Origin of the sequence: Nocardia sp. CDC153 (genome assembly GCF_035818515.1) — a bacterium.
Taxonomy (GTDB): domain Bacteria; phylum Actinomycetota; class Actinomycetes; order Mycobacteriales; family Mycobacteriaceae; genus Nocardia.
The window spans coordinates 409,095-429,910 of sequence record NZ_JAYKYU010000001.1; the positions used below are offsets into that span (position 1 = coordinate 409,095).

At 68.5% G+C, this 20,816-nt stretch carries 18 protein-coding genes; 10 read left to right on the top strand and 8 right to left on the bottom strand.

All coding sequences use genetic code 11. The annotated features are described in order from the left end of the window. Positions 1–92: 92 nt before the first annotated feature. On the top strand, positions 93–1,709 hold the full coding sequence (locus VMT65_RS01730; RefSeq protein WP_326306129.1) for a carboxylesterase/lipase family protein: 1,617 nt from the start codon (positions 93–95) through the stop codon (positions 1,707–1,709). A 24-nt stretch (positions 1,710–1,733) separates the two neighbouring features. Here the strand turns inward: VMT65_RS01730 and VMT65_RS01735 are convergent, their stop codons facing one another. Both VMT65_RS01735 and VMT65_RS01740 read right to left on the bottom strand, forming a co-directional pair. Continuing rightward, positions 1,734–2,975: a hypothetical protein gene (locus VMT65_RS01735; protein WP_326306130.1), complete on the bottom strand. Its 1,242-nt coding sequence runs from the start codon at positions 2,973–2,975 to the stop codon at positions 1,734–1,736. 94 nt (positions 2,976–3,069) lie between these two features. After that, complete coding sequence (locus VMT65_RS01740) at positions 3,070–3,834, bottom strand: crotonase/enoyl-CoA hydratase family protein (RefSeq protein WP_326306131.1); 765 nt, start codon at positions 3,832–3,834, stop codon at positions 3,070–3,072. 65 nt (positions 3,835–3,899) lie between these two features. Here VMT65_RS01740 and VMT65_RS01745 point away from each other — a divergent pair, with 65 nt between their 5' ends. Further along, entirely contained in the window at positions 3,900–4,535 is a 636-nt protein-coding gene (locus tag VMT65_RS01745; RefSeq protein WP_326306132.1) for a TetR/AcrR family transcriptional regulator, read from the top strand. Further along, positions 4,522–6,144 (top strand): acyl-CoA dehydrogenase family protein, encoded by a 1,623-nt coding sequence (locus VMT65_RS01750; RefSeq protein WP_326306133.1) that lies wholly within the window; start codon positions 4,522–4,524, stop codon positions 6,142–6,144. The genes VMT65_RS01745 and VMT65_RS01750 overlap by 14 nt, the downstream gene beginning before the upstream one ends. A gap of 7 nt (positions 6,145–6,151) precedes the next feature. On the opposite strand, the gene VMT65_RS01755 is transcribed toward VMT65_RS01750, so the two are convergent. Continuing rightward, positions 6,152–6,343 carry a helix-hairpin-helix domain-containing protein gene (locus tag VMT65_RS01755; RefSeq protein ID WP_326306134.1) on the bottom strand — a complete coding sequence of 64 codons (192 nt, stop codon included), beginning with the start codon at positions 6,341–6,343 and terminating at the stop codon, positions 6,152–6,154. Between the two features lie 98 nt (positions 6,344–6,441). Here VMT65_RS01755 and VMT65_RS01760 point away from each other — a divergent pair, with 98 nt between their 5' ends. Then, entirely contained in the window at positions 6,442–7,533 is a 1,092-nt protein-coding gene (locus VMT65_RS01760) for a CaiB/BaiF CoA transferase family protein (protein ID WP_326306135.1), read from the top strand. On the opposite strand, the gene VMT65_RS01765 is transcribed toward VMT65_RS01760, so the two are convergent. Together VMT65_RS01765 and VMT65_RS01770 are read right to left on the bottom strand one after the other, a co-directional pair. Beyond that, on the bottom strand, positions 7,505–7,858 hold the full coding sequence (locus VMT65_RS01765) for an SDR family NAD(P)-dependent oxidoreductase (protein ID WP_326306136.1): 354 nt from the start codon (positions 7,856–7,858) through the stop codon (positions 7,505–7,507). The two genes, VMT65_RS01760 and VMT65_RS01765, sit on opposite strands and share 29 nt — an antisense overlap. Then, a complete protein-coding gene (locus VMT65_RS01770; RefSeq protein ID WP_326306137.1) occupies positions 7,858–8,262 on the bottom strand; it encodes a DUF3224 domain-containing protein in 405 nt (134 codons plus the stop codon). Before VMT65_RS01770 ends, VMT65_RS01765 begins: the two co-directional genes overlap by 1 nt. 190 nt (positions 8,263–8,452) lie before the next feature. Here VMT65_RS01770 and qcrB point away from each other — a divergent pair, with 190 nt between their 5' ends. The 3 genes from qcrB (at position 8,453) to VMT65_RS01785 (ending at position 11,343) form a co-directional block, all read left to right on the top strand. After that, positions 8,453–10,057 (top strand): cytochrome bc1 complex cytochrome b subunit, encoded by a 1,605-nt coding sequence (gene qcrB, locus VMT65_RS01775; RefSeq protein WP_326306138.1) that lies wholly within the window; start codon positions 8,453–8,455, stop codon positions 10,055–10,057. Continuing rightward, positions 10,054–10,293: a hypothetical protein gene (locus tag VMT65_RS01780; RefSeq protein WP_326306139.1), complete on the top strand. Its 240-nt coding sequence runs from the start codon at positions 10,054–10,056 to the stop codon at positions 10,291–10,293. Before qcrB ends, VMT65_RS01780 begins: the two co-directional genes overlap by 4 nt. A 69-nt stretch (positions 10,294–10,362) precedes the next feature. After that, positions 10,363–11,343, top strand: coding sequence for a hypothetical protein (locus tag VMT65_RS01785; protein WP_326306140.1), 981 nt, complete (start codon positions 10,363–10,365; stop codon positions 11,341–11,343). Here VMT65_RS01785 and pcrA read toward each other — a convergent pair. After that, positions 11,340–13,793 carry a DNA helicase PcrA gene (gene pcrA / locus VMT65_RS01790; protein ID WP_326306141.1) on the bottom strand — a complete coding sequence of 818 codons (2,454 nt, stop codon included), beginning with the start codon at positions 13,791–13,793 and terminating at the stop codon, positions 11,340–11,342. The genes VMT65_RS01785 and pcrA overlap by 4 nt on opposite strands. Before the next feature lie 320 nt (positions 13,794–14,113). Between pcrA and VMT65_RS01795 the strand changes: the two genes are divergently transcribed. Further along, positions 14,114–14,419, top strand: a complete 306-nt coding sequence (locus tag VMT65_RS01795) for a chorismate mutase (protein WP_033085726.1) — start codon at positions 14,114–14,116, stop codon at positions 14,417–14,419. A gap of 166 nt (positions 14,420–14,585) precedes the next feature. Here VMT65_RS01795 and VMT65_RS01800 read toward each other — a convergent pair whose 3' ends face one another. Then, complete coding sequence (locus tag VMT65_RS01800; protein ID WP_326306142.1) at positions 14,586–16,037, bottom strand: NAD-dependent succinate-semialdehyde dehydrogenase; 1,452 nt, start codon at positions 16,035–16,037, stop codon at positions 14,586–14,588. A gap of 73 nt (positions 16,038–16,110) precedes the next feature. Here VMT65_RS01800 and pgi point away from each other — a divergent pair, with 73 nt between their 5' ends. Beyond that, positions 16,111–17,751, top strand: coding sequence for a glucose-6-phosphate isomerase (gene pgi, locus VMT65_RS01805; protein ID WP_326306143.1), 1,641 nt, complete (start codon positions 16,111–16,113; stop codon positions 17,749–17,751). 80 nt (positions 17,752–17,831) lie between these two features. On the opposite strand, the gene VMT65_RS01810 is transcribed toward pgi, so the two are convergent. Then, positions 17,832–19,124 (bottom strand): M23 family metallopeptidase, encoded by a 1,293-nt coding sequence (locus VMT65_RS01810; RefSeq protein WP_326306144.1) that lies wholly within the window; start codon positions 19,122–19,124, stop codon positions 17,832–17,834. A gap of 510 nt (positions 19,125–19,634) precedes the next feature. Between VMT65_RS01810 and sucC the strand changes: the two genes are divergently transcribed. Continuing rightward, positions 19,635–20,801 carry an ADP-forming succinate--CoA ligase subunit beta gene (sucC, locus tag VMT65_RS01815; RefSeq protein ID WP_326306145.1) on the top strand — a complete coding sequence of 389 codons (1,167 nt, stop codon included), beginning with the start codon at positions 19,635–19,637 and terminating at the stop codon, positions 20,799–20,801. Positions 20,802–20,816 lie beyond the last annotated feature (15 nt).

Genomic DNA, 20,816 nt, shown 5'->3' on the forward strand with positions numbered 1-20,816 from the left:
AGCCGCGAGAATTTTCGGGTCGTGGGAGCGAATTCCCGAGTCCGGGGCACAAGCCCCTGGGAGCGGCCCGGGCTTCGGCTTACGCTTTTCAGATGGTGGCAACGACAGACATCACGACCGCGGACGGAGTGGTTCGCGGAATCCGGGGCCGCCGCGTTTCACGCTGGCGGTCCATTCCTTTCGCGGCTCCCGCGGTGGGTGACCTCCGTTTTCGCGCGCCGCAGCCGGTACAGCCGTGGAGCGGGGTGCGCGACGCCACCGACTTCGGTTATGCCGCAATGCAACACCGCGACGGCGCGCGGATCGGTCCCCGGCAGGCCCAGCCGACCGGCGAGGACTGCCTGACGCTCAATGTCACCGTCCCGAACGAGCCCGCCGCCACCCCGCGTCCGGTCATGGTCTTCATTCACGGCGGCGGCTACATGATCGGAACCTCCGCGCTGCGGCTGTATTCCGGTGCGCGGCTGGCCCTGCGCGGCGATGTGATCGTGGTGTCGATCAACTACCGGCTCGGCGCGTTCGGCTACCTCGACTTCGGCGAATACTCCACGCCCACCGCCCAATTCGACTCCAATATGGGGCTGCGCGATCAGGTCGCGGCCCTGGAATGGGTGCGCCGCAATATCGGCGCGTTCGGCGGCGATCCGAACAATGTCACCATTTTCGGGGAATCGGCCGGTGCGCACGCGGTACTGGCGCTCATGTGCACCCCGGCCGCCGCGGGCCTGTTCCACCGCGGCATCGCGCAGAGCGCACCCGCGGACTGGGCCCCGACCCAGGCCGAGGCCCGACTCTTCGCCCGCCGCTGCCTCGACGATCTGGGCGTGGCCCCGCAGGACGCGGCCAAGGCGTTGCGGGAGCTCCCGGCCAACGAGATTCGCCGCGCGGTCGACCGCACGGTCTCGAAGGTGATGCACGATCAGCCCGGTCTCTTCCCGGTCGCGCCGGTGGTGGACGGCGACTATCTGCCGACCTCGCTCATCACCGCCTTCGCCAATGGCACCGCGCACCGGGTGCCGCTCATCATCGGCACCAATCGCGACGAGGCCACCCTGTTCGTCCGCTTCGACGACACCCTCCCCACCACCCCGGACCGCATGCGCTGGGTGCTGCGCCACGTCGATCAGGCCCTGAGCGAGGGCGGCGGCGAGGCGCCCATCTTCACCAAGCTCGGCCAGACCATGCCGACCTCGCCCGAGCGCATGCACGAGGCCCTCGCCGACTTCGGCGCGGCCGTCGAATCCCGGGTCGCCGCCGCCTATCCCGGCTTCCCGGGCAAGCGGGCCGCCGTCCGCATGGGCGGGGACTTCACCTTCTGGCGTCCGTCGGTGCGAGTCATGGAGGCGCACAGCCGATTCGCGCCCACCTACGCCTACCGGTACGACTTCGCGCCCCGCGCAATCCAATTGGCGGGCTTCGGCGCGACCCACGCCCTGGACCTGATCCCGGTCTTCGGTGCGGTCGACTCGGTCTTCGGCCGGGCCCTGACCTCGGCGGGCGGTCACCGTGCCTTCCGGGCGGTTTCCCGCCAGTTCCAGGACAATTGGCTGTCCTTCGCCCGCAGCGGCACCCCGCTCGCCAACTGGCCCGCCTACACCGAGGAGCGACGCGCCACCCTGATCATCGATTCACCCTCCCGGGTGGAAATCGATCCGGAACGCGACAAACGCCTGGCCTGGCAAGGAGTTCGCATCCCGGCCCTCACGTAACGATCACCACCTAGTGGTGCGCGGTCACCACGGCGTGGCACGCAGGCCGAGTTCGCCCAGCGTGGCCTCGGCCAGCTTGGTCAACGCGGCGGCGGATTCGATGGCGTCGGGGTCGAGGCCGACCAGCGACAGCGTGTAGGTGTCGGCGATGCGGCTGAGATACCCGGAGAGCCGCGTGCGAGGGAGCGCGTCGCGGCGCAGTCCCGGATGAATGGCGCGCGCCGCCACCCCGGTGCACGCGTGCGGGCCCAGCGAGAGCAGGGACTCCGGCAGGTTTCCGATATTGGAGCACAGGATGTCTCGTTCGCCCGCGCCCTTGGCCAGCCGGTAGGCCCAACGATCGGGGACGACCTGCAGGATCTCCTCCGGAATCCCGCCCGGACTGGTCATGCGATGCTCGTAGGCCGCGCGGGCCTTGGCGCGCAGGCTCGCCGGGGTGTCCGCGCGGGTGATGGCGACCTCGGTCATGGACATGTCGTTGTCCACCCGCGGCTCGTCGCGGGTGTCGACCGGGAGGCTGGCGGCGATGGTGCCACTGGGAAAACCACTGGCCCACAGCATGTTCGCGATCAGGTGGACGAACAGGCTGTTGGCGGTGCCGCCATGGGCGACCGCCACCCGATTCCACTCGCGGGCCGGGATCTCGAGCACCGTGCTGCGGGTGGCGAGGCCGGTCCGGCTGCCGGACAGCGCCTTTCGGGGCGGCGGGGAGGTCGGTCGGTCCGGGATGCCGTGGCGCAGGGCCCGCGCGGTCCCGCCCAGGACGGTGGCCCACATGCGCCGGGCGTCGGCCCAATCCGAATGGCCCGCGACCGGTGCCGCGAGCGGGATTCCGGCGAGGGCGTTGTCGATGGCCAGCACCAGCGCCCGGCCGTCGGCCAGGGCGTGCGAACAGGTCAGCGCCACCACGCAGCCGCCGTCATCCAGGCGCGCGGCGGACAGCCGCCACCCCGGGCCGGTCTCCGGGTTCAGGTCGTCGCCCTGCCGGTCGGCCCAATCCAGGATCGCGGCAACCGGAATCGGCTCCTGCGTCATGGTGAACGGATACGCCGACTCATTGGGTTGCCAGCGCGGTCGCGCCCCCGGCACCCGGGATCGCGCCACGCGCCGGCCGAGCGGTCCGGTGCGCAGATCGCGGTGCACCCGCCAGAGCAGGGCGGGATGCACGGGTTCGGCGGTACGCCAGAGTCCCTGCAGGACGATCGGGGTGCCCATGCCCCGATGCGACCGCAGGAAGATCTCATCCAATACGCTCAGCCGATCCATCGAACGGCTAGCGTACCGATCGGTTGCATGTGGCGCTGCCGGACGTATTCGGGGCTGGTCGACCGCTCTCACGAGGCTCGACGCGCGTGCGCCCTCACGACGCCGGGCGACCGTGGCGGCCCGCGCCGGAGGCGAAGCGCTGCGCGCCGTCCAGGGCGCCGTCCATGAGCGCCTTCATCCCGTGCCGCAGCTCGTTGGCAATGGCCTCGGACTCCTCGAGCCCGTTCTGCTCCAGCACCGACATGCGGTCCGAGCGCAGACAGGTCTGGGGCAGCGCGGCCAGTTCGAGGGCGAGTTCCTCGGCGGCACGGCGAGATTCGCCGGTCGGCACCACCCGATTGACCAGGCCGATCTGCAGTGCCTCGGTCGCGCCGACCGCGCGACCGGTGAGGATCAGATCCATGGCCCGGCCCTCGCCGATGATGCGCGGCAGCCGCACGGTGCCGCCGTCGATGAGCGGCACGCCCCAGCGGCGGCAGAACACGCCGAAGGTGCTGTCCTGCTCCGCGACTCGCAGATCGCACCACAGCGCCAGTTCGATGCCGCCCGCCACCGCGTAGCCGGAGACGGCGGCGATCACGGGCTTGGACAGTTTCATGCGGGTGGGGCCCATCGGCCCGTCGCCGTCCTCGGTGACGGCGTTGGAGCGTTCGGTGCCAAGGGATTTCAGGTCGGCCCCGGCGCAGAAGGTGCCGCCCTCGCCCCACAGCACGGCGACCGCGGCGGTGGGATCGGAGTCGAAGTCCCGGAAGGCGTCGGCGAGGGCCTTGGCGGTGGGACCGTCCACCGCGTTGCGGGCTTCGGGGCGATGCAGGATCACGGTGTAGACGGGGCCATTGCGCTCCACTCGTACTGTCACCGCCCCGACGGTACGCCGTAAAACGGGGGTTGCGTCAAGAAATGAATCGGTGGTTCACTTCTTGCATGGCCTACCGCAGAACCCCCGCTGTCCAGGCGCGCCTGGACGCGCAGGCGGGCTCGATCGTGCGCGCCGCCATGACCGTCCTCTCCCGCGACGGTTTCGCCGGACTGTCCATGGCCGCGGTCGCCGCCGAGGCCGGGGTCGCCACCGGCACCGTCTACAAGAACTTCAGCGGCAAGGCCGAATTGGTGACCGCCGTCTTCCGCGAGGTCGTCACCCGCGAGGTCGACGCCGTCGCCGCGGCCGGGGCGGCGGGGGAGGGGCGCACCGCCCGCGACCGCGTCACCGCCGCCGTCGAAACCTTCGCCAGCCGAGCCCTCAAGAACCCCAAACTCGCCTACGTGCTGCTGGCCGAGCCCGTGGATACCGCCGTTGACGCCGAGCGTCTGCGCTTCCGCCGGGCCTTCGCGCAGACCTATGTCAGCGCCATCGCCGACGGGGTCGCGAATGGTCAACTGCCGCCGCAGGATCCGCGCACCTCGGCCACCGCCCTGGTCGGGGCCATCGGCGAGGTGCTGGTCGGGCCGCTGTCCGAACAGCTGGAGAGCGAATCGGTGCTGCCGGAACTCGTCGCCTTCGCGCTGCGCGCGCTCGGCGTCCCCCAGGAACAGGAGTCACCCCGCCATGCACACCCATGACGTCTTCAACCAGGTGCCGCCCATCGCCCCCTTCGACAATTCGCGCAATCCGGCGCTGCTCGAGGGCCTGCACCGCGAGGGCGCGGGCTGGGCCGAGGCCGAGGTGCGGGAGCTGGGCGTGCTCGCGGGCAGTGTGCAGGCGCAGGAGTGGGGGCGGCTGGCCAACGAGTACCCGCCGGTCCTGCACACCCACGACCGCTACGGCAATCGCATCGACGAGGTGGAGTTCCACCCGTACTGGCACAACCTCATGGAAGTCGCTGTCGCCCATGGCCTGCACGGCACGCCGTGGCAGGACGACCGGCCCGGCGCGCATGTCGCCCGCGCCGCCAAGTTCTACACCTGGGGCATCGCCGACGCCGGGCACATGTGCCCGATCTCCATGACCTACGCCGTGGTGCCCGCGCTGCGCCACAATCCGGAGCTGTCGGCCCGCTACGAGCCGCTGTTGGCCTCCCGCACCTACGATTTCGGCCTGCGCGAGCCCGCCACCAAGGCCGGTCTCATCGCGGGCATGTCCATGACCGAGAAGCAGGGCGGCTCCGACGTCCGCGCCAATACCACCACGGCCACACCGCAATCCGACGGCTCGTACCGCATCGTCGGCCACAAGTGGTTCACCTCGCACCCCATGGGCGACCTGTTCCTGACCCTGGCGCAGGCCCCGGGCGGCCTGTCCTGCTTCCTGCTGCCCCGGGTGCTGCCCGACGGCACCCGCAACGCGCTGCGCATCCAGCGACTGAAGGACAAGCTGGGCAACAAGTCCAACGCCTCCTCCGAGCTGGAGTACGAGAACGCCGTCGGCTGGCTGGTGGGCCAGGAGGGCGCGGGCGTGAAGACCATTATCGAAATGGTCAATATGACCCGCCTGGACTGCGTGATCGGCTCGGCCACCGGCATGCGCACCGGCGCGGTCTTCGCCACCCACCACGCCCGCCACCGCAAGGCGTTCGGCAAGTACCTCGTCGATCAGCCCGCCATGCGAAATGTGCTGGCAGACCTGGTGATCGAGGCCGAGGCCGCGACCACGATCATGATGCGGCTGGCCGGGGCTACCGACCGCGCCGAGTCGGATCCGGCCGAAGCGGCCCTGCGCCGCATCGCGCTGGCGGTCACCAAGTACTGGGTGTGCAAGCGTGCCCCCGCCCACGCGGCCGAGGCGCTGGAATGCTTCGGCGGCAACGGTTATGCCGAGGAGTCCGGCATGCCGCGGCTGTACCGCGAGGCCCCGCTCATGTCCATCTGGGAGGGCTCGGGCAATGTGGCCGCACTGGATGCCCTGCGCGCCATGGGCCGTCAGCCCGAAACGGTCGAGGCGTTCTTCGCCGAGGTGAACCTGGCCCGCGGCGCGAACCGCCACCTGGACGCGGCCATCGACCGAATCGGCAAGGAACTCACCGACTTCGCCGATATCGAATACCGCGCCCGCCGCGTCGTCGAACTCATGGCACTGGTCCTGCAGGGCGCGCAGCTGGTCCGCCACGGCCACCGGTCCGTCGCGGACGCCTTCTGCGCCACCCGCTTCGGCGGCGACTGGGGCATCGCCTTCGGCACCCTGCCCACCGGCGTGGACACCGAGACGATCATCCAGCGCGCCTACCTCGACTGAGCGCGGTTCAGGCGAAGTCGAGCCCCTCGGCCCGGAGCGCTTCGCGCAGGACGCGAATGGCCTTGGGACCGAAGCCGTGCAGGGCGAGGAGTTCGTTCTCGTCGACTCCGGCCAGCTGGTCCAGACTCTGATATCCGGCGGCGGCGAGGGCGCGGGCCGCCGGGGCGGAGACGCCGCGCGGCCAGATCCGATCACTCATGGCTCGAGCCTAGATCGATGCCGCTCATCGGAGGGGAGGTGGCGCGGCCGTGTAGAACGTGTTCTACTCTGCTGCGTATTGGCAGGACTCTCAGGGGGTTGCGGGTGAGCGGAACCAAGGGGCCTTTGGCCGGTGTGCGGATTGTCGAGCTGGCGAGCATCGGGCCCGGACCGCACGCGGGCATGATGCTGGCCGATCTGGGTGCGGATGTGGTGCGGGTGCAGCGGCCCGGGGACGGGTCGGCGGCCGGGCCCATGCGGGCGCAGTTGCGCGGGCGGACGGTCGTGCAGGCGAATTTCAAGGACGCGGCGCAGATCGCGGCGGTCAAGGGGCTGATCGACAAGGCCGACGTGGTCATCGAGGGGTTTCGGCCCGGTGTGGTGGAGCGGCTCGGGCTCGGGCCCGACGAGATGCTCGCGCGGAATCCGCGACTGATCTACGGCCGCATGACCGGATGGGGTCAGGACGGCCCGCGCGCCGACCGGGCCGGGCACGACATCAACTACATCGGTCTCACCGGCGCGCTGAACGGCATTGGGCGCAAGGGTGAACGGCCGCTGCCGCCCATCAACCTGCTCGGCGACTACGGCGGCGGTTCGGTCTTCCTGGTGCTCGGCATCATTACCGCGCTGTACGAGCGCGAACGCTCGGGACAGGGCCAGGTCGTGGACGCGGCCATGGTGGATGGTGTGCTGACGCTGGCGCATTCCATCTGGACCCTGCATCAGGGCGGCATCTGGTCCGACGAGCGCGGCACCAACCTGCTCGACACCGGAATGGCCTGGTACGACACGTATGCCACCGCCGACGGCAAGCATCTGGCGGTCGGCGCGTTCGAGCCGCAGTTCTACGCCGAACTGCTGCGCGTGCTCGAACTCGACCCGAGTTCGCTACCGCACCAAATGGATCCGGCCGGACAGGACGTGCTGCGCAAGACCTTCACCGAGAAGTTCGCGACCAAGACCCAGGCCGAATGGGCCGAACTCTTCGACGGCGTGGACGCCTGCGTCACGCCCATCCGCTCCTGGAGCGAGGCCGCGCGGGACGAACACCTGCGCGCCCGAGGCTCTCTCATCGAGGTGGACGGCATGCTGCAGCCCGCCCCCGCGCCCCGGTTCTCGCGCACCCCACCGCCGACGCCCGCCCCGGCGCCGACGGAACTCACACCCATCGGTGAGGTCTGGGTCTAGCGATACCGGAGGAGGTCCCGGCCGCGCGGCCGCTCGGGTTGGAACCGACTGCGCGGCCGGGACTTCCGTGTGTCTCGGCGGATCCGGCTAGGCCGTGCCGCCGTTGACGCGAATATTCTGCGCCGTCGCGCACATCGGCGGCCACAGCCAGCGCCTCGCTGCCGTCCGCCTCGATCTTGGCGACCACTTCGTCGGCCAGGTCGGGCGTGTGGGGATGGTTGATGGCCACCCGAACACCCTGTGCGGCCAGGGTTTCCGCTATCGAGCGGCCGATACCCGTTGCGGCCCCGGTGATCAGGGCCGACTTCTTGGCCGACTCCGGCATCACTCGTACCAGTAGTCCAGCCAGACCTGCGCGCCCTCGCCGAGATTGGCCTTGAAGCCGCCCTCACCGCGGAGTCCGGTCAGATCGCCGGTGCCCGAGCCCGGGACCACGAACCAGTCGCCGCTGACGATATTGTCCGCGACCGTGCCCGCGTCCTGCAGCAGGAAGGTGCCGGACTTGCCGTCCACCGAACCCGTAATGCGTTCGATGCCAACGAAACTGGCGGTGCCGTCGGGGCTGGAGGACTGCAGGAACTCCACCACGCCCGCGCCCTCGATGCCGCCGGAGAAGCTCTCCTCCACATGAATTCGGGTGAGCACCGGCCCCTGCTCGGGCTCGTCGTAGGGGACCGGCTCGTATTTGTGCACCGTAATGGTGCCTTCGACGCGAATCTTGTCGCTCATCACTCGCCTCTGTTCTGAAAAATGCGCCGACGCGGCGCGAGATAATCCTCCCCCACCTTCGGGCCGCGGGTGCGGTTCATCAAGACGGGAATTGGGCGGGATCGAGAAGCCCCGTTGATCGATGATGTGATCTACGACAAGTTGTCGTATTCGGCTGTCACGTTTCGGGGCCCGGGGACGTCTGGTGTTCATGAGTACCACCGCGAACCGCGCCGATGCCGCCGACCAGCGGTATCACTTGGCCGCGGGGCTGAAACGTTCCATCAACAAGGTCTTTCCGACGCACTGGTCGTTCCTGCTCGGGGAGATCGCCCTCTACAGCTTCATCATCCTGCTGCTGTCCGGGATCTACCTGACGCTGTACTTCGAACCCTCCATGACCGAGGTGACCTACGACGGCAGCTACCAGCCGCTGCGTGGGGTGCGAATGTCGGCCGCCTACCGCAGCGTCCTGGACATCTCCTTCGACGTCCGCGGCGGACTGTTCGTGCGCCAGGTCCACCACTGGGCCGCACTGCTGTTCCTGGCCTCCATGATCATTCACATGCTGCGGGTGTTCTTCACCGGCGCATTCCGCAAACCGCGCGAGGCCACCTGGGTGGTCGGCGCGATCCTGTTGATCCTGTCCATGTTCGAGGGCTACTTCGGGTATTCGCTGCCCGACGACCTGCTCTCCGGCACCGGCCTGCGCTCGCCGCTGGGCGGCATCACCATGAGCGTCCCGATCATCGGCACCTGGACCCACTTCTTCCTCTTCGGCGGGGAATTCCCGGGCACCGTGCTGATCCCGCGGCTCTACATCACCCACGTGCTGCTGTTCCCCGGCATCATGCTCGCGCTCATCGGCGCGCACATCGCGCTGGTCTGGTACCAGAAACACACCCAGTTCCCCGGCCCCGCCCGCACCGAGCGAAATGTGGTGGGCGCGCGCATCATTCCGGTGTTCTCGCTGGATCAGGGCGCGTTCTTCGCCTTCACCCTGGCCACCGTCGCGCTCATGGGCGGACTCTTCGAGATCAACCCGATCTGGAACCTGGGCCCCTACAACCCGGCGCAGGTGTCGGCCGGATCCCAGCCCGACTTCTACATGATGTGGACCGACGGTCTGGCCCGGCTCATGCCGCCGTGGGAGATCTATCTGGGCGGCTACACCATTCCCGCGCCGTTCTGGGTCGCGGTGGTGATGGGTCTCGTGCTCGTCGTCATCCCCATCTACCCGTGGATCGAGAAACGGCTCACCAAGGACACCGCGCATCACAATCTGCTGCAGCGGCCGCGAGATGTGCCGGTGCGCACCGGAATCGGGGCCATGGCCATTGCCTTCTACCTGGTGCTCACCTTCGCCTGCGTGAACGACATCATCGCGCTGAAATTCGACGTGTCGCTCAATGCCACCACCTGGTTCTTCCGCATCGCCCTACTCATCGCGCCGCCGCTGGCCTACACCGTGGCCTACCGTTTCTGCATCGGCCTGCAGCGCAGCGACCGGGCGGTGCTCGAGCACGGCATCGAGACCGGCATCATCAAGCGGCTGCCGCACGGCGAGTACATCGAGGTGCACCAGTCGCTCGGACCGGTGGACGCGCACGGGCATCCAATTCCCTTGGCCTACCAGGGCGCTGCCGTCCCGAAGAAGATGAGCAAGCTGGGTTCCGCGGGCAAACCCGGACTCGGCGGCTTCCTCACCGCCGACCCACCCGAGGAGCGCGAACTCCTCGCCGCCCAGCATCATGAGGAGGAACGAGCGCAGCTGGCCATGCTGAAGGCCGAGCAGGACACCGGGAGCCGAGGATGAAACTCCGGACACGCACCGCCGACACCGAATTCGGGCTGCTGGTGCCCGCCGCCACCGTCTACGACATGGCCTCCGCCCGCACCGTCCGCCAACTCCTGCGCGACAACGGCGTCCGCGCCACCATGGGCCGCACCCGCATCCACCGGTGGCGAAACCTCAAGGACCGCTTCCAAATCCTCGTCTTTCCCGAGGACGCCGTGCGGGCCTACGACGTCCTCAGCCGCCACACCAGCTGATCGTTTCGCTGCGATGGTGGGGCAACCGGGGTAGACAGAAGGAAGCGATCAGCGGCGCGGGGAGAGCACATGGCCGATACTGTCGAAAACACCGATTCCGCACCGGATTCCGTGAGCGGCCTGGATCGGGCCTTCGCGGTGCTGCTCATCTTCGTCGCCGCCCTGGCGCTGCTGGAGACCGTGATCGCACAGTGGGCAAGCCAGCAGTGGGGCGAGTTTCCCGTGTGGGTCGCCGTCGTGGTCCGGGTTCCGGTCGCGGCCGGCATCCTCGCCATCGCGATCGCCCTGCGGCTCCTGTTCTCGGGCAACCGATCCCGGGCCACCTGCGCCCGAGCGGTGGGAGTGGTGGGTGCCGGGCTGCTGCTCGGCATCGCGTATCGCGGTGCGGTGCAGCTGGCGAGTCTGGCGTACGAGACCGAGGGCGAGTACATCGACGCCGTCTATGTCGCCCGGCTGGTCGTGGCCCTGCTGGTCATCGCGTGCGCGTTCGCCGCGAGCGGGATCGGGATCCTCGCGGTCGTCCCGCGCACGCCCGCGGCGCGGACGCCGATATCGCGGGCCGATCGGCTCCTCGGACCGCTGGCCGCCGGGGCGGCGGTCGCCGCCCTCGTGGGCAACTGCCTGATCAACCTCTACGAGCGCCTACCCCTGCGCGATTCGTACGGCCGAACGGGCGGCGGCACCGTCGTGTACGGGATGTCCGCGTTGGAACCCCGCATCCTCGTCCCGCTCGTCCTGCCCTGGCTGGTGGTCATGGTGCTGATGGCCGTGGTCCTCGCGGTGCTGCTGCAACTGCGGCTCCCCACCGCGCGGCCCGCGCTGCGCATCGGCGCTCTACTCGTGGCCGCCGTCGCACTCGGTCCCGATCTCCTGATCACGCTGTCGGAACTGAACTGGTATCTCTACCAATCCCGTCTGCCCGTCGTCGAGATCTGGCTCGGCCCCGGATTCGGCAGCCTGTGCGCGGCCGCACTGGTGGCCGTGGCCGCCCTGGTCACCGGCACATGGGCGATGCCGCGCCCACGGCCGGAGCCCGCGCCGACCGGTTAGAGCTTGGTCAGGGTGCGGCTGAACTTCGGGATCAGGCGGATCTTGCCCGCGGTGCCGAAGTCGATGGTGACCGTGGCCAGATCGCCGAAGCCCTCGGCGGCGATGACCCGGCCCAGGCCGTACTTGTCGTCATTGACCCGATCACCCACGGCCAGCACCAGATTGGTGTTGTTGCGTTTGGCCGCGGCGGGGGCGGGGCGGCGCTCGCCGCGGTCGCGCAGACCGGGGCGCTGGTCGGACCAGCCGTCGCCGCGGGTCCAATCGCGTTCCAGGCCATCGTCGTCACCGCGGCGGCGGAAGCCGCGCGAGGCCTGCGAGGGGGTGGGCTCGAGGCGACGCCAATCGATCAGGTGGCCCGGAATCTCCTGGAGGAAACGGGATTCCGGGTTCGACACCGGCTGTCCCCAGCCCGAGCGCACCACCGCGCGCGTCAGATACAGGCGCTTGCGGGCCCGGGTGATGCCGACGTAGGCCAGGCGGCGCTCCTCCTGCAACTCGGTCGGATCGCCCAGCGCGCGCATGTGCGGGAACTGGCCGTCCTCCCAGCCGGTCACGAAGACCACCGGGAACTCCAGGCCCTTGGCGGTGTGCAGGGTCATCAAAGTGACCACGCCGGAACCCTCTTCGGGAATCTGGTCGGCGTCGGCCACCAGCGAGACCCGCTCCAGGAACGCGGCCAGCGAGCCCGGCTCGGGCTCGCCCTCGGCCTGCTCGGGCAGAATGCCCTCGGCCCGTGCGGCTTCCACGTTGTTGCGCGCCTCGGAGCTGAACTCCCGTGCGACGCTGACCAATTCATTGAGGTTGTCCAGCCGCGCGCCGTCCTGCGGATCGTCGGAGGCCTCCAGTTCGGCGCGGTAGCCGGTGCGGTCCAGCACCGCCTCGACGACCGAACCCACGTCCGGGAAGTCCATGTCCGCCTGGGCACCGGCCGCGCGGATCTCCTCCAGCAGCTCCAGGAATCCGGCGATGGCCCGCTGCGAGCGGGTATTGAGCAGCGCCACCTTGCCCTCGGCGGCATCCCGAAGCGCCTGTGCGAAGCCGATGTTCCGCTGTTCGGCGTGCACCGCCACGCACGCCTCCGCGCGATCGCCGATGCCCCGGCGCGGGGTGTTCAACACCCGTCGCAGGCTCACCGCGTCGTCCGGATTCTCCAGCACCCGCAGATACGCCACGATGTCGCGGACTTCCTTGCGCTCGTAGAAGCGCACACCGCCGACGACCTTGTACGGCAACCCCATTCGGATGAAGATCTCTTCCAGCGCCCGGGAGTTGTTGTTGGTCCGGTAGAAGACCGCCACATCCGCGTAGTTGGCCTCACCCTGATCGACCAGCCGGTCGATCTCGCGGGCCACGAACGAGGCCTCGTCGTGCTCGTTGTCGGCCACGTACCCGACGATCAGCTCGCCGTCGCCGTGATCGGTCCACAGCTTCTTGTCCCGACGCCCCTCGTTGCGGGCGATGACCGCGTTGGCGGCGGACAGGATGTGCTGGGTGGAGCGGTAGTTCTGTTCCAGCAGAATGGTTTCCGCGTCCGGGAAGTCGCGCTCGAACTCCTCGATATTGCGAATGGTCGCGCCGCGGAAGGCGTAGATGGACTGGTCGGCGTCACCGACCACGCACAGCTCCGAGGGCGGCACCCGGTCCGCGGGGCCCTCGTCCGGATCGTCGCCCCACAGCCCGCCCCGGTGATGCCCGACCAGCTCGCGCACCAGCACGTACTGCGCGTGGTTGGTGTCCTGGTACTCGTCGACCAGCACGTGCCGGAAGCGCCGCCGGTAGTACTCGGCCACCTGCGGATGCCGCTGCAGCAGCGACACCGTCTCGCCGATCAGATCGTCGAAGTCCATGGCGTTGGCCGCGCGCAGCCGCCGCTGGTACTCGGCGTAGACCTTGGCCACCAGGCGCGGCAGCTCGCCGTCCTCGGTGTCGGCGTCGGACGCGGCCTGCTCGGGATCGATGAGCTCGTTCTTGAGATTGGAGATGGCGGTGGCCAGCAGGCGCGGCGAGTACTTCTTCGCGTCGATGTCGAAATCGCGAATGATCATGCCCAGCAGGCGGCGCGAGTCGTCGGCGTCGTAGATGGAGAAGTTGGAGTTGAGCCCGCCCAGCAGCGAGGCCTGGGTGCGCAGGATGCGCACGCAGCTGGAGTGGAAGGTGGACACCCACATTCCCGCCGCGCGCGGACCGACCAGTCCGGTGACGCGCTCGCGCATTTCGGCGGCGGCCTTGTTGGTGAAGGTGATGGCGAGGATCTCGCCCGGCCGCACCCCGCGGGCATCGAGCAGATAGGCGATGCGACGGGTGAGGACCGCGGTCTTACCCGACCCGGCCCCGGCCACGATCAGCAGCGGGGTGCCGGTATGCATCACCGCGGCGCGCTGTTGTGGATTCAACCCCTCGAGCAACCGCTCGGTCGTCTTCTGCCCGTCCATAGCCACCGTCGTGTTCATCGCCCATCCACGCTACCGGCGCGCACCGACAGGCGACGGGCCGGATCGCACAGGTGTCCGATAAGTGCCGGTCTGGCGAACTTCCCGTGAATCGAACCGGCTCCCGAAACTCAGAAGATTCACAAACGTAGCTGTTTTGCTTGGGTCACTCTGCGTGGCACACTCGTCCCATGACCGGCTCGATGGCGACGCATTGCACCTGAGCCCGACCCCGGGGGGACAATGTATGGCCAACAGGTCTGATTCTTGGTGAAGAACCGATCGGTAACAGGATGGGTCCACCCGCCGATCGACGTTCTGGACCACGAGGAGTTGAAAGAATGAGCATCTCGACGACGGGACATTCCGAGTCCGCCACCGGGTCGGACTCCGCCCTGCCCTCCGAGGCTGAGATCGAAAAGCTGCGCTTGGAAATCGACAAGCTGGACGCCGAAATCCTCGCCGCCATCAAGCGCCGCACCGAGGTCTCGCGCATCATCGGACGGACGCGCATGGCGAACGGCGGGCCCAAGCTCGTGCATTCCCGCGAGATGAAGGTGCTCGAGCGATTCAGCGAACTGGGCCAGGAGGGCCACACCCTGGCGATGCTGTTGCTCCGCCTCGGCCGCGGCCGCCTCGGGCACTGATCTCTATCTCTCGTTAACGAACAGCACCGCTCGATGCGATACATCGAGCGGTGCCGTCGTGCGCGGCCCGACCAAGCCACGCTGCATGCTTTCCACGATGCAGCTTCCCCAGGCCGCCCCGGGTGTCTCGACCCCGGGGCGGTTCTTTTCATCTCTGGGGGCTGGGTCAGGGCAGGGCGATGTACTTCGTGTCGAGGTACTCCTCGATGCCCTCGAAGCCGCCCTCGCGACCGAATCCGGACTCCTTCACGCCGCCGAAGGGGGCGGCCGGATCGGAGATGACGCCGCGATTCACGCCGACCATGCCGGTCTCCAGCCCCTCGGCCACCCGCAGCGCGCGATCCAGGCTGCGCGTGTAAACGTATGCGACCAGGCCGAATTCGGTGTTGTTGGCGGCCGCCAGACCCTCCTCCTCGGTCTCGAAACCGACGATCGGCGCGACCGGGCCGAACACCTCCTCGCGCAGAATGCGCGCGGCGGGCGGGATATCGGTGAGGACCGTCGCCGGATAGAACCAGCCCGGGCCGCCGGGGGCCTTGCCGCCCAGCTTGACCTGCGCACCCGCGGCCACCGCGTCGTCGACGAGCTCGCTCACGGTGTCGAGCTGGTTCTCGTTGACGAGTGGGCCCAGGGTGGTGTCCGGGTCCACGCCATTGCCGAGTTTGTACTCGGCCATGGCCGCCGCCAGCTTGTCGGTGAATTCCTGGCGAACCGAATTCTGCACGTGGAAACGGTTCGCGGCCGTGCACGCCTCACCGCCATTGCGCAGCTTGGCCAGCACCGCGCCCTGCACGGCCGCATCGATGTCCGCGTCGTCGAAGACCACGAACGGGGCATTGCCGCCCAGCTCCATGGAGGTGCGCAGCAGCCCGTGCGCGGACTGCTCGACCAGCTTCTTGCCGACCGGGGTGGAACCGGTGAAGGTCAGCTTGCGCAGGCGCGGGTCGCTCAGCAGCGGCGCGGTCACCGCACTCGAGTGCGAGGTGGTGATCACCGACAGGACTCCGTCGGGCAGCCCCGCCTCGCTGCACAGCTGCGCGAGCAGCAGCATGGTCAACGGGGTCTCGCCCGCGGGCTTCACGATCATGGTGCACCCGGCCGCGAGGGCGGGGCCGATCTTGCGAGTTCCCATGGCCAGCGGGAAGTTCCACGGCGTGATGGCCAGACACGGACCCACCGGCTGCTTGTGCACGAGAATGCGTCCGGTCCCGGCGGGAGCGGCCTGATAGCGGCCGTGAATACGGACCGCCTCCTCGCTGAACCAGCGGAAGAACTCCGCGCCGTAGCGGACCTCATTGCGGCTCTCCGGCAGGGCCTTGCCCATTTCGAGAGTCATGAGCAGGGCGAACTCCTCGGCCCGGGCCGTGATCGCCTCGAACACCGAGCGCAGGATCTCCCCGCGCTGGCGGGCCGGGGTCGCGGCCCACTCGGCCTGCACGGCCACCGCGGCGTCGAGCGCGCGGACCGCGTCGTCGGGGGTGGCGTCGGCGACGCGGGCGAGGACTTCGCCGGTGGCGGGATTGTGTACCGGGAAGGTCGCACCCCCCGTGGCGTCCACCGGTCCGCCGATCCAGAGTTGCGTGGGAATGGACGAGAGTAGGGCGCTTTCGGTCACCATGGGGCCAGCCTAGGCTCGCCAATCGCGTCTTGTTACCTGCGCGTCAGATCCGGGACGTTGTAACCTCGCCGGGGTGAGCAGCGACATCACCGCGTCGGCGGTCTGGGGGAAACTGCACGACCATCATGCGTCCATCGGCGGTCGACACCTGCGGGAGTTCTTCGCGGAGGATCCCGCGCGCGGCGGCGAGCTGACCGTCCAGGTGGCGGACCTGCACATCGACTACTCCAAGCACCGGGTGACGCGCGAGACCCTCGATCTGCTGGTCGAATTGGCGCGCACCGCCGAGGTCGAGCGGCGACGCGACGCCATGTTCGCCGGTTCCCACATCAATACCTCCGAGGACCGCGCGGTCGGGCACGTCTGGCTGCGGCGGCCGGGCGGGCAGCCGCTGACCGTCGACGGCCAGGATGTCGAGACCGACGTCCACGAAGTGCTCCGGCGCATGGGCGAATTCACCGATCAGGTGCGCTCCGGGGCGTGGCGGGGCGCGACGGGGGAGCGCATCACCACGGTCGTGAACATCGGCATCGGCGGCTCGGATCTGGGCCCGGCCATGGTGACCCTGGCACTGCGGCACTACGCGGACGCGGGCATCTCGGCGCGCTTCGTCTCCAATGTCGATCCGGCGGACCTGGTTTCGAAGCTGCACGGCCTGAACCCGGCCACCACGCTGTTCATCGTCGCCTCCAAGACCTTCTCCACGCTCGAGACGCTCACCAATGCCACCGCGGCCCGCCGCTGGCTGGTGGCCGCGCTCGGCGAGGAGGCGGTGGCCAAGCACTTCGTGGCGGTGTCCACGCACGCGCAGCGGGTGGCGGACTTCGGCATCGACACCGCCAATATGTTCGGCTTCTGGGACTGGGTCGGCGGGCGGTACTCGGTGGACGCGGCCATCGGGCTCTCGGTCATGGCGGTCATCGGCAAGGAGCGCTTCGCCGAGTTCCTCGACGGAATGCACCGGGTGGACGAGCATTTCAAGTCCGCGCCCCTATCCGAGAACGGTCCGGTGCTGCTGGGCCTGCTCGGCGTCTGGTACTCGAACTTCTTCGGCGCGCAGTCGCGTGCGGTGCTGCCGTATTCCAATGACCTGGCCCGCTTTCCGGCCTACCTGCAGCAGCTGACCATGGAGTCGAACGGGAAATCCGTTCGGGCCGACGGCACCCCGGTCTCGACCAGCACCGGCGAGATCTTCTGGGGCGAGCCCGGCACCAATGGCCAGCACGCCTTCTACCAGCTGCTGCACCAGGGCACCGTGCTGGTGCCCGCCGACTTCATCGGATTCGCCCAGCCCACCGACGATCTGCCCACCCTCGACGGCACCGGCAGCATGCACGACATCCTCATGTCGAATCTCTTCGCCCAGACCAAGGTGCTGGCCTTCGGCAAGACCGCCGAGGAGATCGCCGCCGAGGGCACCGACCCGAAGATCGTGCCGCACAAGGTGATGCCCGGCAATCGCCCTACGACGGCCATTCTTGCCCCCCAGCTGACCCCCTCCGTCCTCGGACAGCTCATCGCCCTGTACGAGCACATCGTCTTCACCGAAGGCGCGATCTGGGGCATCGACAGCTTCGACCAGTGGGGCGTGGAACTCGGCAAGGCGCAGGCGCTCGCCCTCGAGCCCCTCCTCACCGCCGCGGAAGAGCCCGAACCCCAAGCGGATTCCTCCACCGACTCCCTGATTCGCTGGTACCGCACCCACCGTCGCTGAACTCCGAAACACCACTGAGCACCGAAACGACGAAAGGCGCACCCGGTTCGGGGTGCGCCTTTCGTCGTTCTGCTTGCCGCTCAGTCCCGTTCGGGGCCGAGGGAGATGCCGCGGGAGGCGAGCCAGGGGAGGGGGTCGATCTTGTCGACGCCATTGAGCCAGACCTCGAAGTGGCAGTGCGGGCCGGTGGAGAAGCCGCGGTTGCCGACGGTGGCGATCTGGTCGCCCGCGAGGACGCGCTGGCCCTGGGAGACCGTGGCGGTGTCGATGTGGCCGTAGATGGTGACCGTGCCGTCGTCGTGCAGCAGGCGCACCCACATGCCGAAACCCGAAGCGGGACCGGCCTCGAGAACGGTGCCGTCGGCCACCGCGTAGATCGGGGTGCCGATCGGCGCGGCGATGTCCACGCCCTGGTGGGCGACGCCCCAGCGGATGCCGAAGCCGGAGGTGAAGGTGCCGTTGGCGAACTTGGTCCACAGCGGGCGGTACTTCGACGCCTCCTGGTTGGCCATATCGGCCGCGAACTGCTTGCCCTTCTCCAGGATGTCGTTGAACTGGTCCAGGCTGGCGGGCGCGGTCGGGCTCACCACCTGCGGTGAACCGGTCGAGCCGTCGCCGCCGACCACCGAGGTCGCGGCGACCTCCTTGACCTGATTGGCGGCCTGGTAATCGACATTGCTGGTGTCGTGGGCGCTGGCCTCGATGGTCGCCTGGCCCGCGGCCACCACGGCACCGGCCGCCACCGCGACCACCGCGGCCCGGCCCTTGAGCGCGGTCGGCGGGGCGGGCAGACGGTGAGTGCCGCCCGCGCGCCGCTTGCCGCCGGAACGGGTCGGACGCTCCTCGTCGGCGGAATCGGCTTCCCGCGCGGCGCGATTCACGCGCGCGCCGTCACCGGAGAACTGGAGCTTCTCGCCGGAGGCGGTCTTGAACGTGTAAACCGGCCGATACTCGTCGGACGGGGTCGGGTCCGCGGTCGGATCCCAGTTGGTCCGCGACTGCGCGGCCCAATCGCTGGGATTCGGTGCGGCCCAGCCGTTCGCGGTGGTCTGGGCGTTCGGGTCGTCCCAGCTCTGCTGCGAATCGGCCCAGCTCTGCTGCGGGTCGTTCCAGCTCTGCTCGGACTGCCAGGCGGATTCGTCCCACTGCTGCTGGGGCTCACCCCACTGCTGGCCGCCGTTCCAATCCGCGTCGGAATTCCACGCCTGCTCGGAATTCCATGACTGCGTAGCGCCCCATTCGCCGTGGGCGACCGCGGTCGCTGCGGAGTAGGGCGCGTCGAAAGTGGTTGCGCCGCCGTAATTCTCTGCTTCCTCGCGGTAGCGGTGCCCACGTCGGGGGCGGTGCTGCGAGGGGAAGGGGCCGTCGCTCATCTGCGCCGGTCCGAGGAGTATCGCGGGGCCGACAAGTCGCCTGCGGAGCGGCTCATACCTCTGGGAGCGCTGTGCTGCGTCAAGCCTGCCGTCCTCCTGTCCGTGACCGGGTTGTGACATCGACCGCAACGACGGTAACGAAACGATTGCGGCTCAGCAAGCGATGGACATGGTTCGACACATGTGTGTGACATTCATCACTTCCTGTGACGGAATGCGCTCACTGTGCTCGGGGTAACCAAGAGAGGTTTTTCGACGACGCCGCGTAGTAGTCACCGTCACTCTCCGGCGTTCGTGTGCTCCACCTGGCACGGGGTCAACAAGCTACCGATGAGTAGCATTGACAAGGGCTTTTGGGACCGCGGAGACAGTACCGTGACCTGCGCCACTTAGGCTGTATGCGGCTGATTTCCGCTCCATGTGACTGATTAGAGTCCGAGCCGACCCGCCTCCGACGACGGGCCGCCAACCAAGACGTTGTCACAACAACGCAGACGAGACGGTGAGTACATGGATCTCTTCGAATATCAGGCGAAGGAACTCTTCGTGAAGCACGGAGTGCCTTCGTCCGAGGGCCGCGTCACTGATACGGCTGAGGACGCGCGTGCGATTGCCGAAGAAATCGGCAAGCCGGTAATGATCAAGTCGCAGGTCAAAGTCGGTGGCCGCGGCAAGGCCGGTGGTGTGAAGTACGCCGCCACCCCGGACGACGCGTTCACCCACGCGAACAACATCCTGGGCCTGGACATCAAGGGCCACATCACCAAGAAGATCCTGGTTGCCGAGGCCAAGGACATCGCCTCGGAGTACTACATCTCCTTCCTGCTGGACCGCTCCAACCGCACCTACCTGGCCATGTGCTCGGTCGAGGGCGGCATGGAGATCGAAGAGGTCGCGGCCACCAAGCCCGACCGCCTGGCCAAGGTGCCGGTCGACGCCGTCAAGGGCGTGGACCTGGCCTTCGCCCGTTCCATCGCCGAGCAGGGCCACCTGCCCGCCGACATCCTCGACGCCGCCGCGGTGACCATCCAGAAGCTCTGGGAGGTGTTCATCTCCGAGGACGCCACCCTGGTCGAGGTGAACCCGCTGGTGCGCACCCCCGACAACGAGATCCTGGCCCTCGACGGCAAGGTCACCCTGGACGAGAACGCCGAGTTCCGCCACCCCGATCACCTGGCCTTCGCGGACATCGACGCCACCGATCCGCTCGAGCTCAAGGCCAAGGAGAACGACCTCAACTACGTCAAGCTCGACGGCGAGGTCGGCATCATCGGCAACGGCGCGGGTCTGGTCATGTCGACCCTGGACGTCGTCGCCTACGCCGGTGAGAACCACGACGGCGTCAAGCCCGCCAACTTCCTCGACATCGGCGGTGGCGCCTCGGCCGCCGTCATGGCCGCCGGTCTGGACGTCATTCTCGGTGACGCCCAGGTCAAGTCCGTGTTCGTGAACGTCTTCGGCGGCATCACCGCCTGTGACGCGGTCGCGAACGGCATTGTCGGCGCCCTGCAGACTCTCGGCGACGCGGCCTCCAAGCCGCTGGTCGTCCGCCTCGACGGCAACAAGGTCGAGGAGGGTCGCAAGATCCTCGCCGACTTCAACCACCCGCTGGTGACTCTCGCCCAGACCATGGACGAAGGCGCCGACAAGGCCGCCGAACTGGCCGCGGCCAAGTAAAGGACACGAACCAAC

Excerpts from the sequence above, each read along its gene's own strand:
- VMT65_RS01765 (WP_326306136.1), bottom strand. The coding sequence starts at position 7,858 with ATGCCGGAGTCGGCCAAGAAGTCGGCCCTGATCACCGGGGCCGCAACG.
- VMT65_RS01810 (WP_326306144.1), bottom strand. The coding sequence starts at position 19,124 with ATGAGCGACGGCCCCTTCCCCTCGCAGCACCGCCCCCGACGTGGGCAC.
- VMT65_RS01780 (WP_326306139.1), top strand. The coding sequence starts at position 10,054 with ATGAAACTCCGGACACGCACCGCCGACACCGAATTCGGGCTGCTGGTG.
- VMT65_RS01770 (WP_326306137.1), bottom strand. The coding sequence starts at position 8,262 with ATGAGCGACAAGATTCGCGTCGAAGGCACCATTACGGTGCACAAATAC.
- qcrB (WP_326306138.1), top strand. The coding sequence starts at position 8,453 with ATGAGTACCACCGCGAACCGCGCCGATGCCGCCGACCAGCGGTATCAC.
- VMT65_RS01750 (WP_326306133.1), top strand. The coding sequence starts at position 4,522 with ATGCACACCCATGACGTCTTCAACCAGGTGCCGCCCATCGCCCCCTTC.
- VMT65_RS01800 (WP_326306142.1), bottom strand. The coding sequence starts at position 16,037 with ATGGTGACCGAAAGCGCCCTACTCTCGTCCATTCCCACGCAACTCTGG.
- pcrA (WP_326306141.1), bottom strand. The coding sequence starts at position 13,793 with ATGAACACGACGGTGGCTATGGACGGGCAGAAGACGACCGAGCGGTTG.
- VMT65_RS01745 (WP_326306132.1), top strand. The coding sequence starts at position 3,900 with ATGGCCTACCGCAGAACCCCCGCTGTCCAGGCGCGCCTGGACGCGCAG.
- VMT65_RS01730 (WP_326306129.1), top strand. The coding sequence starts at position 93 with ATGGTGGCAACGACAGACATCACGACCGCGGACGGAGTGGTTCGCGGA.
- VMT65_RS01795 (WP_033085726.1), top strand. The coding sequence starts at position 14,114 with ATGAGCATCTCGACGACGGGACATTCCGAGTCCGCCACCGGGTCGGAC.
- VMT65_RS01755 (WP_326306134.1), bottom strand. The coding sequence starts at position 6,343 with ATGAGTGATCGGATCTGGCCGCGCGGCGTCTCCGCCCCGGCGGCCCGC.
- sucC (WP_326306145.1), top strand. The coding sequence starts at position 19,635 with ATGGATCTCTTCGAATATCAGGCGAAGGAACTCTTCGTGAAGCACGGA.
- VMT65_RS01785 (WP_326306140.1), top strand. The coding sequence starts at position 10,363 with ATGGCCGATACTGTCGAAAACACCGATTCCGCACCGGATTCCGTGAGC.
- VMT65_RS01735 (WP_326306130.1), bottom strand. The coding sequence starts at position 2,975 with ATGGATCGGCTGAGCGTATTGGATGAGATCTTCCTGCGGTCGCATCGG.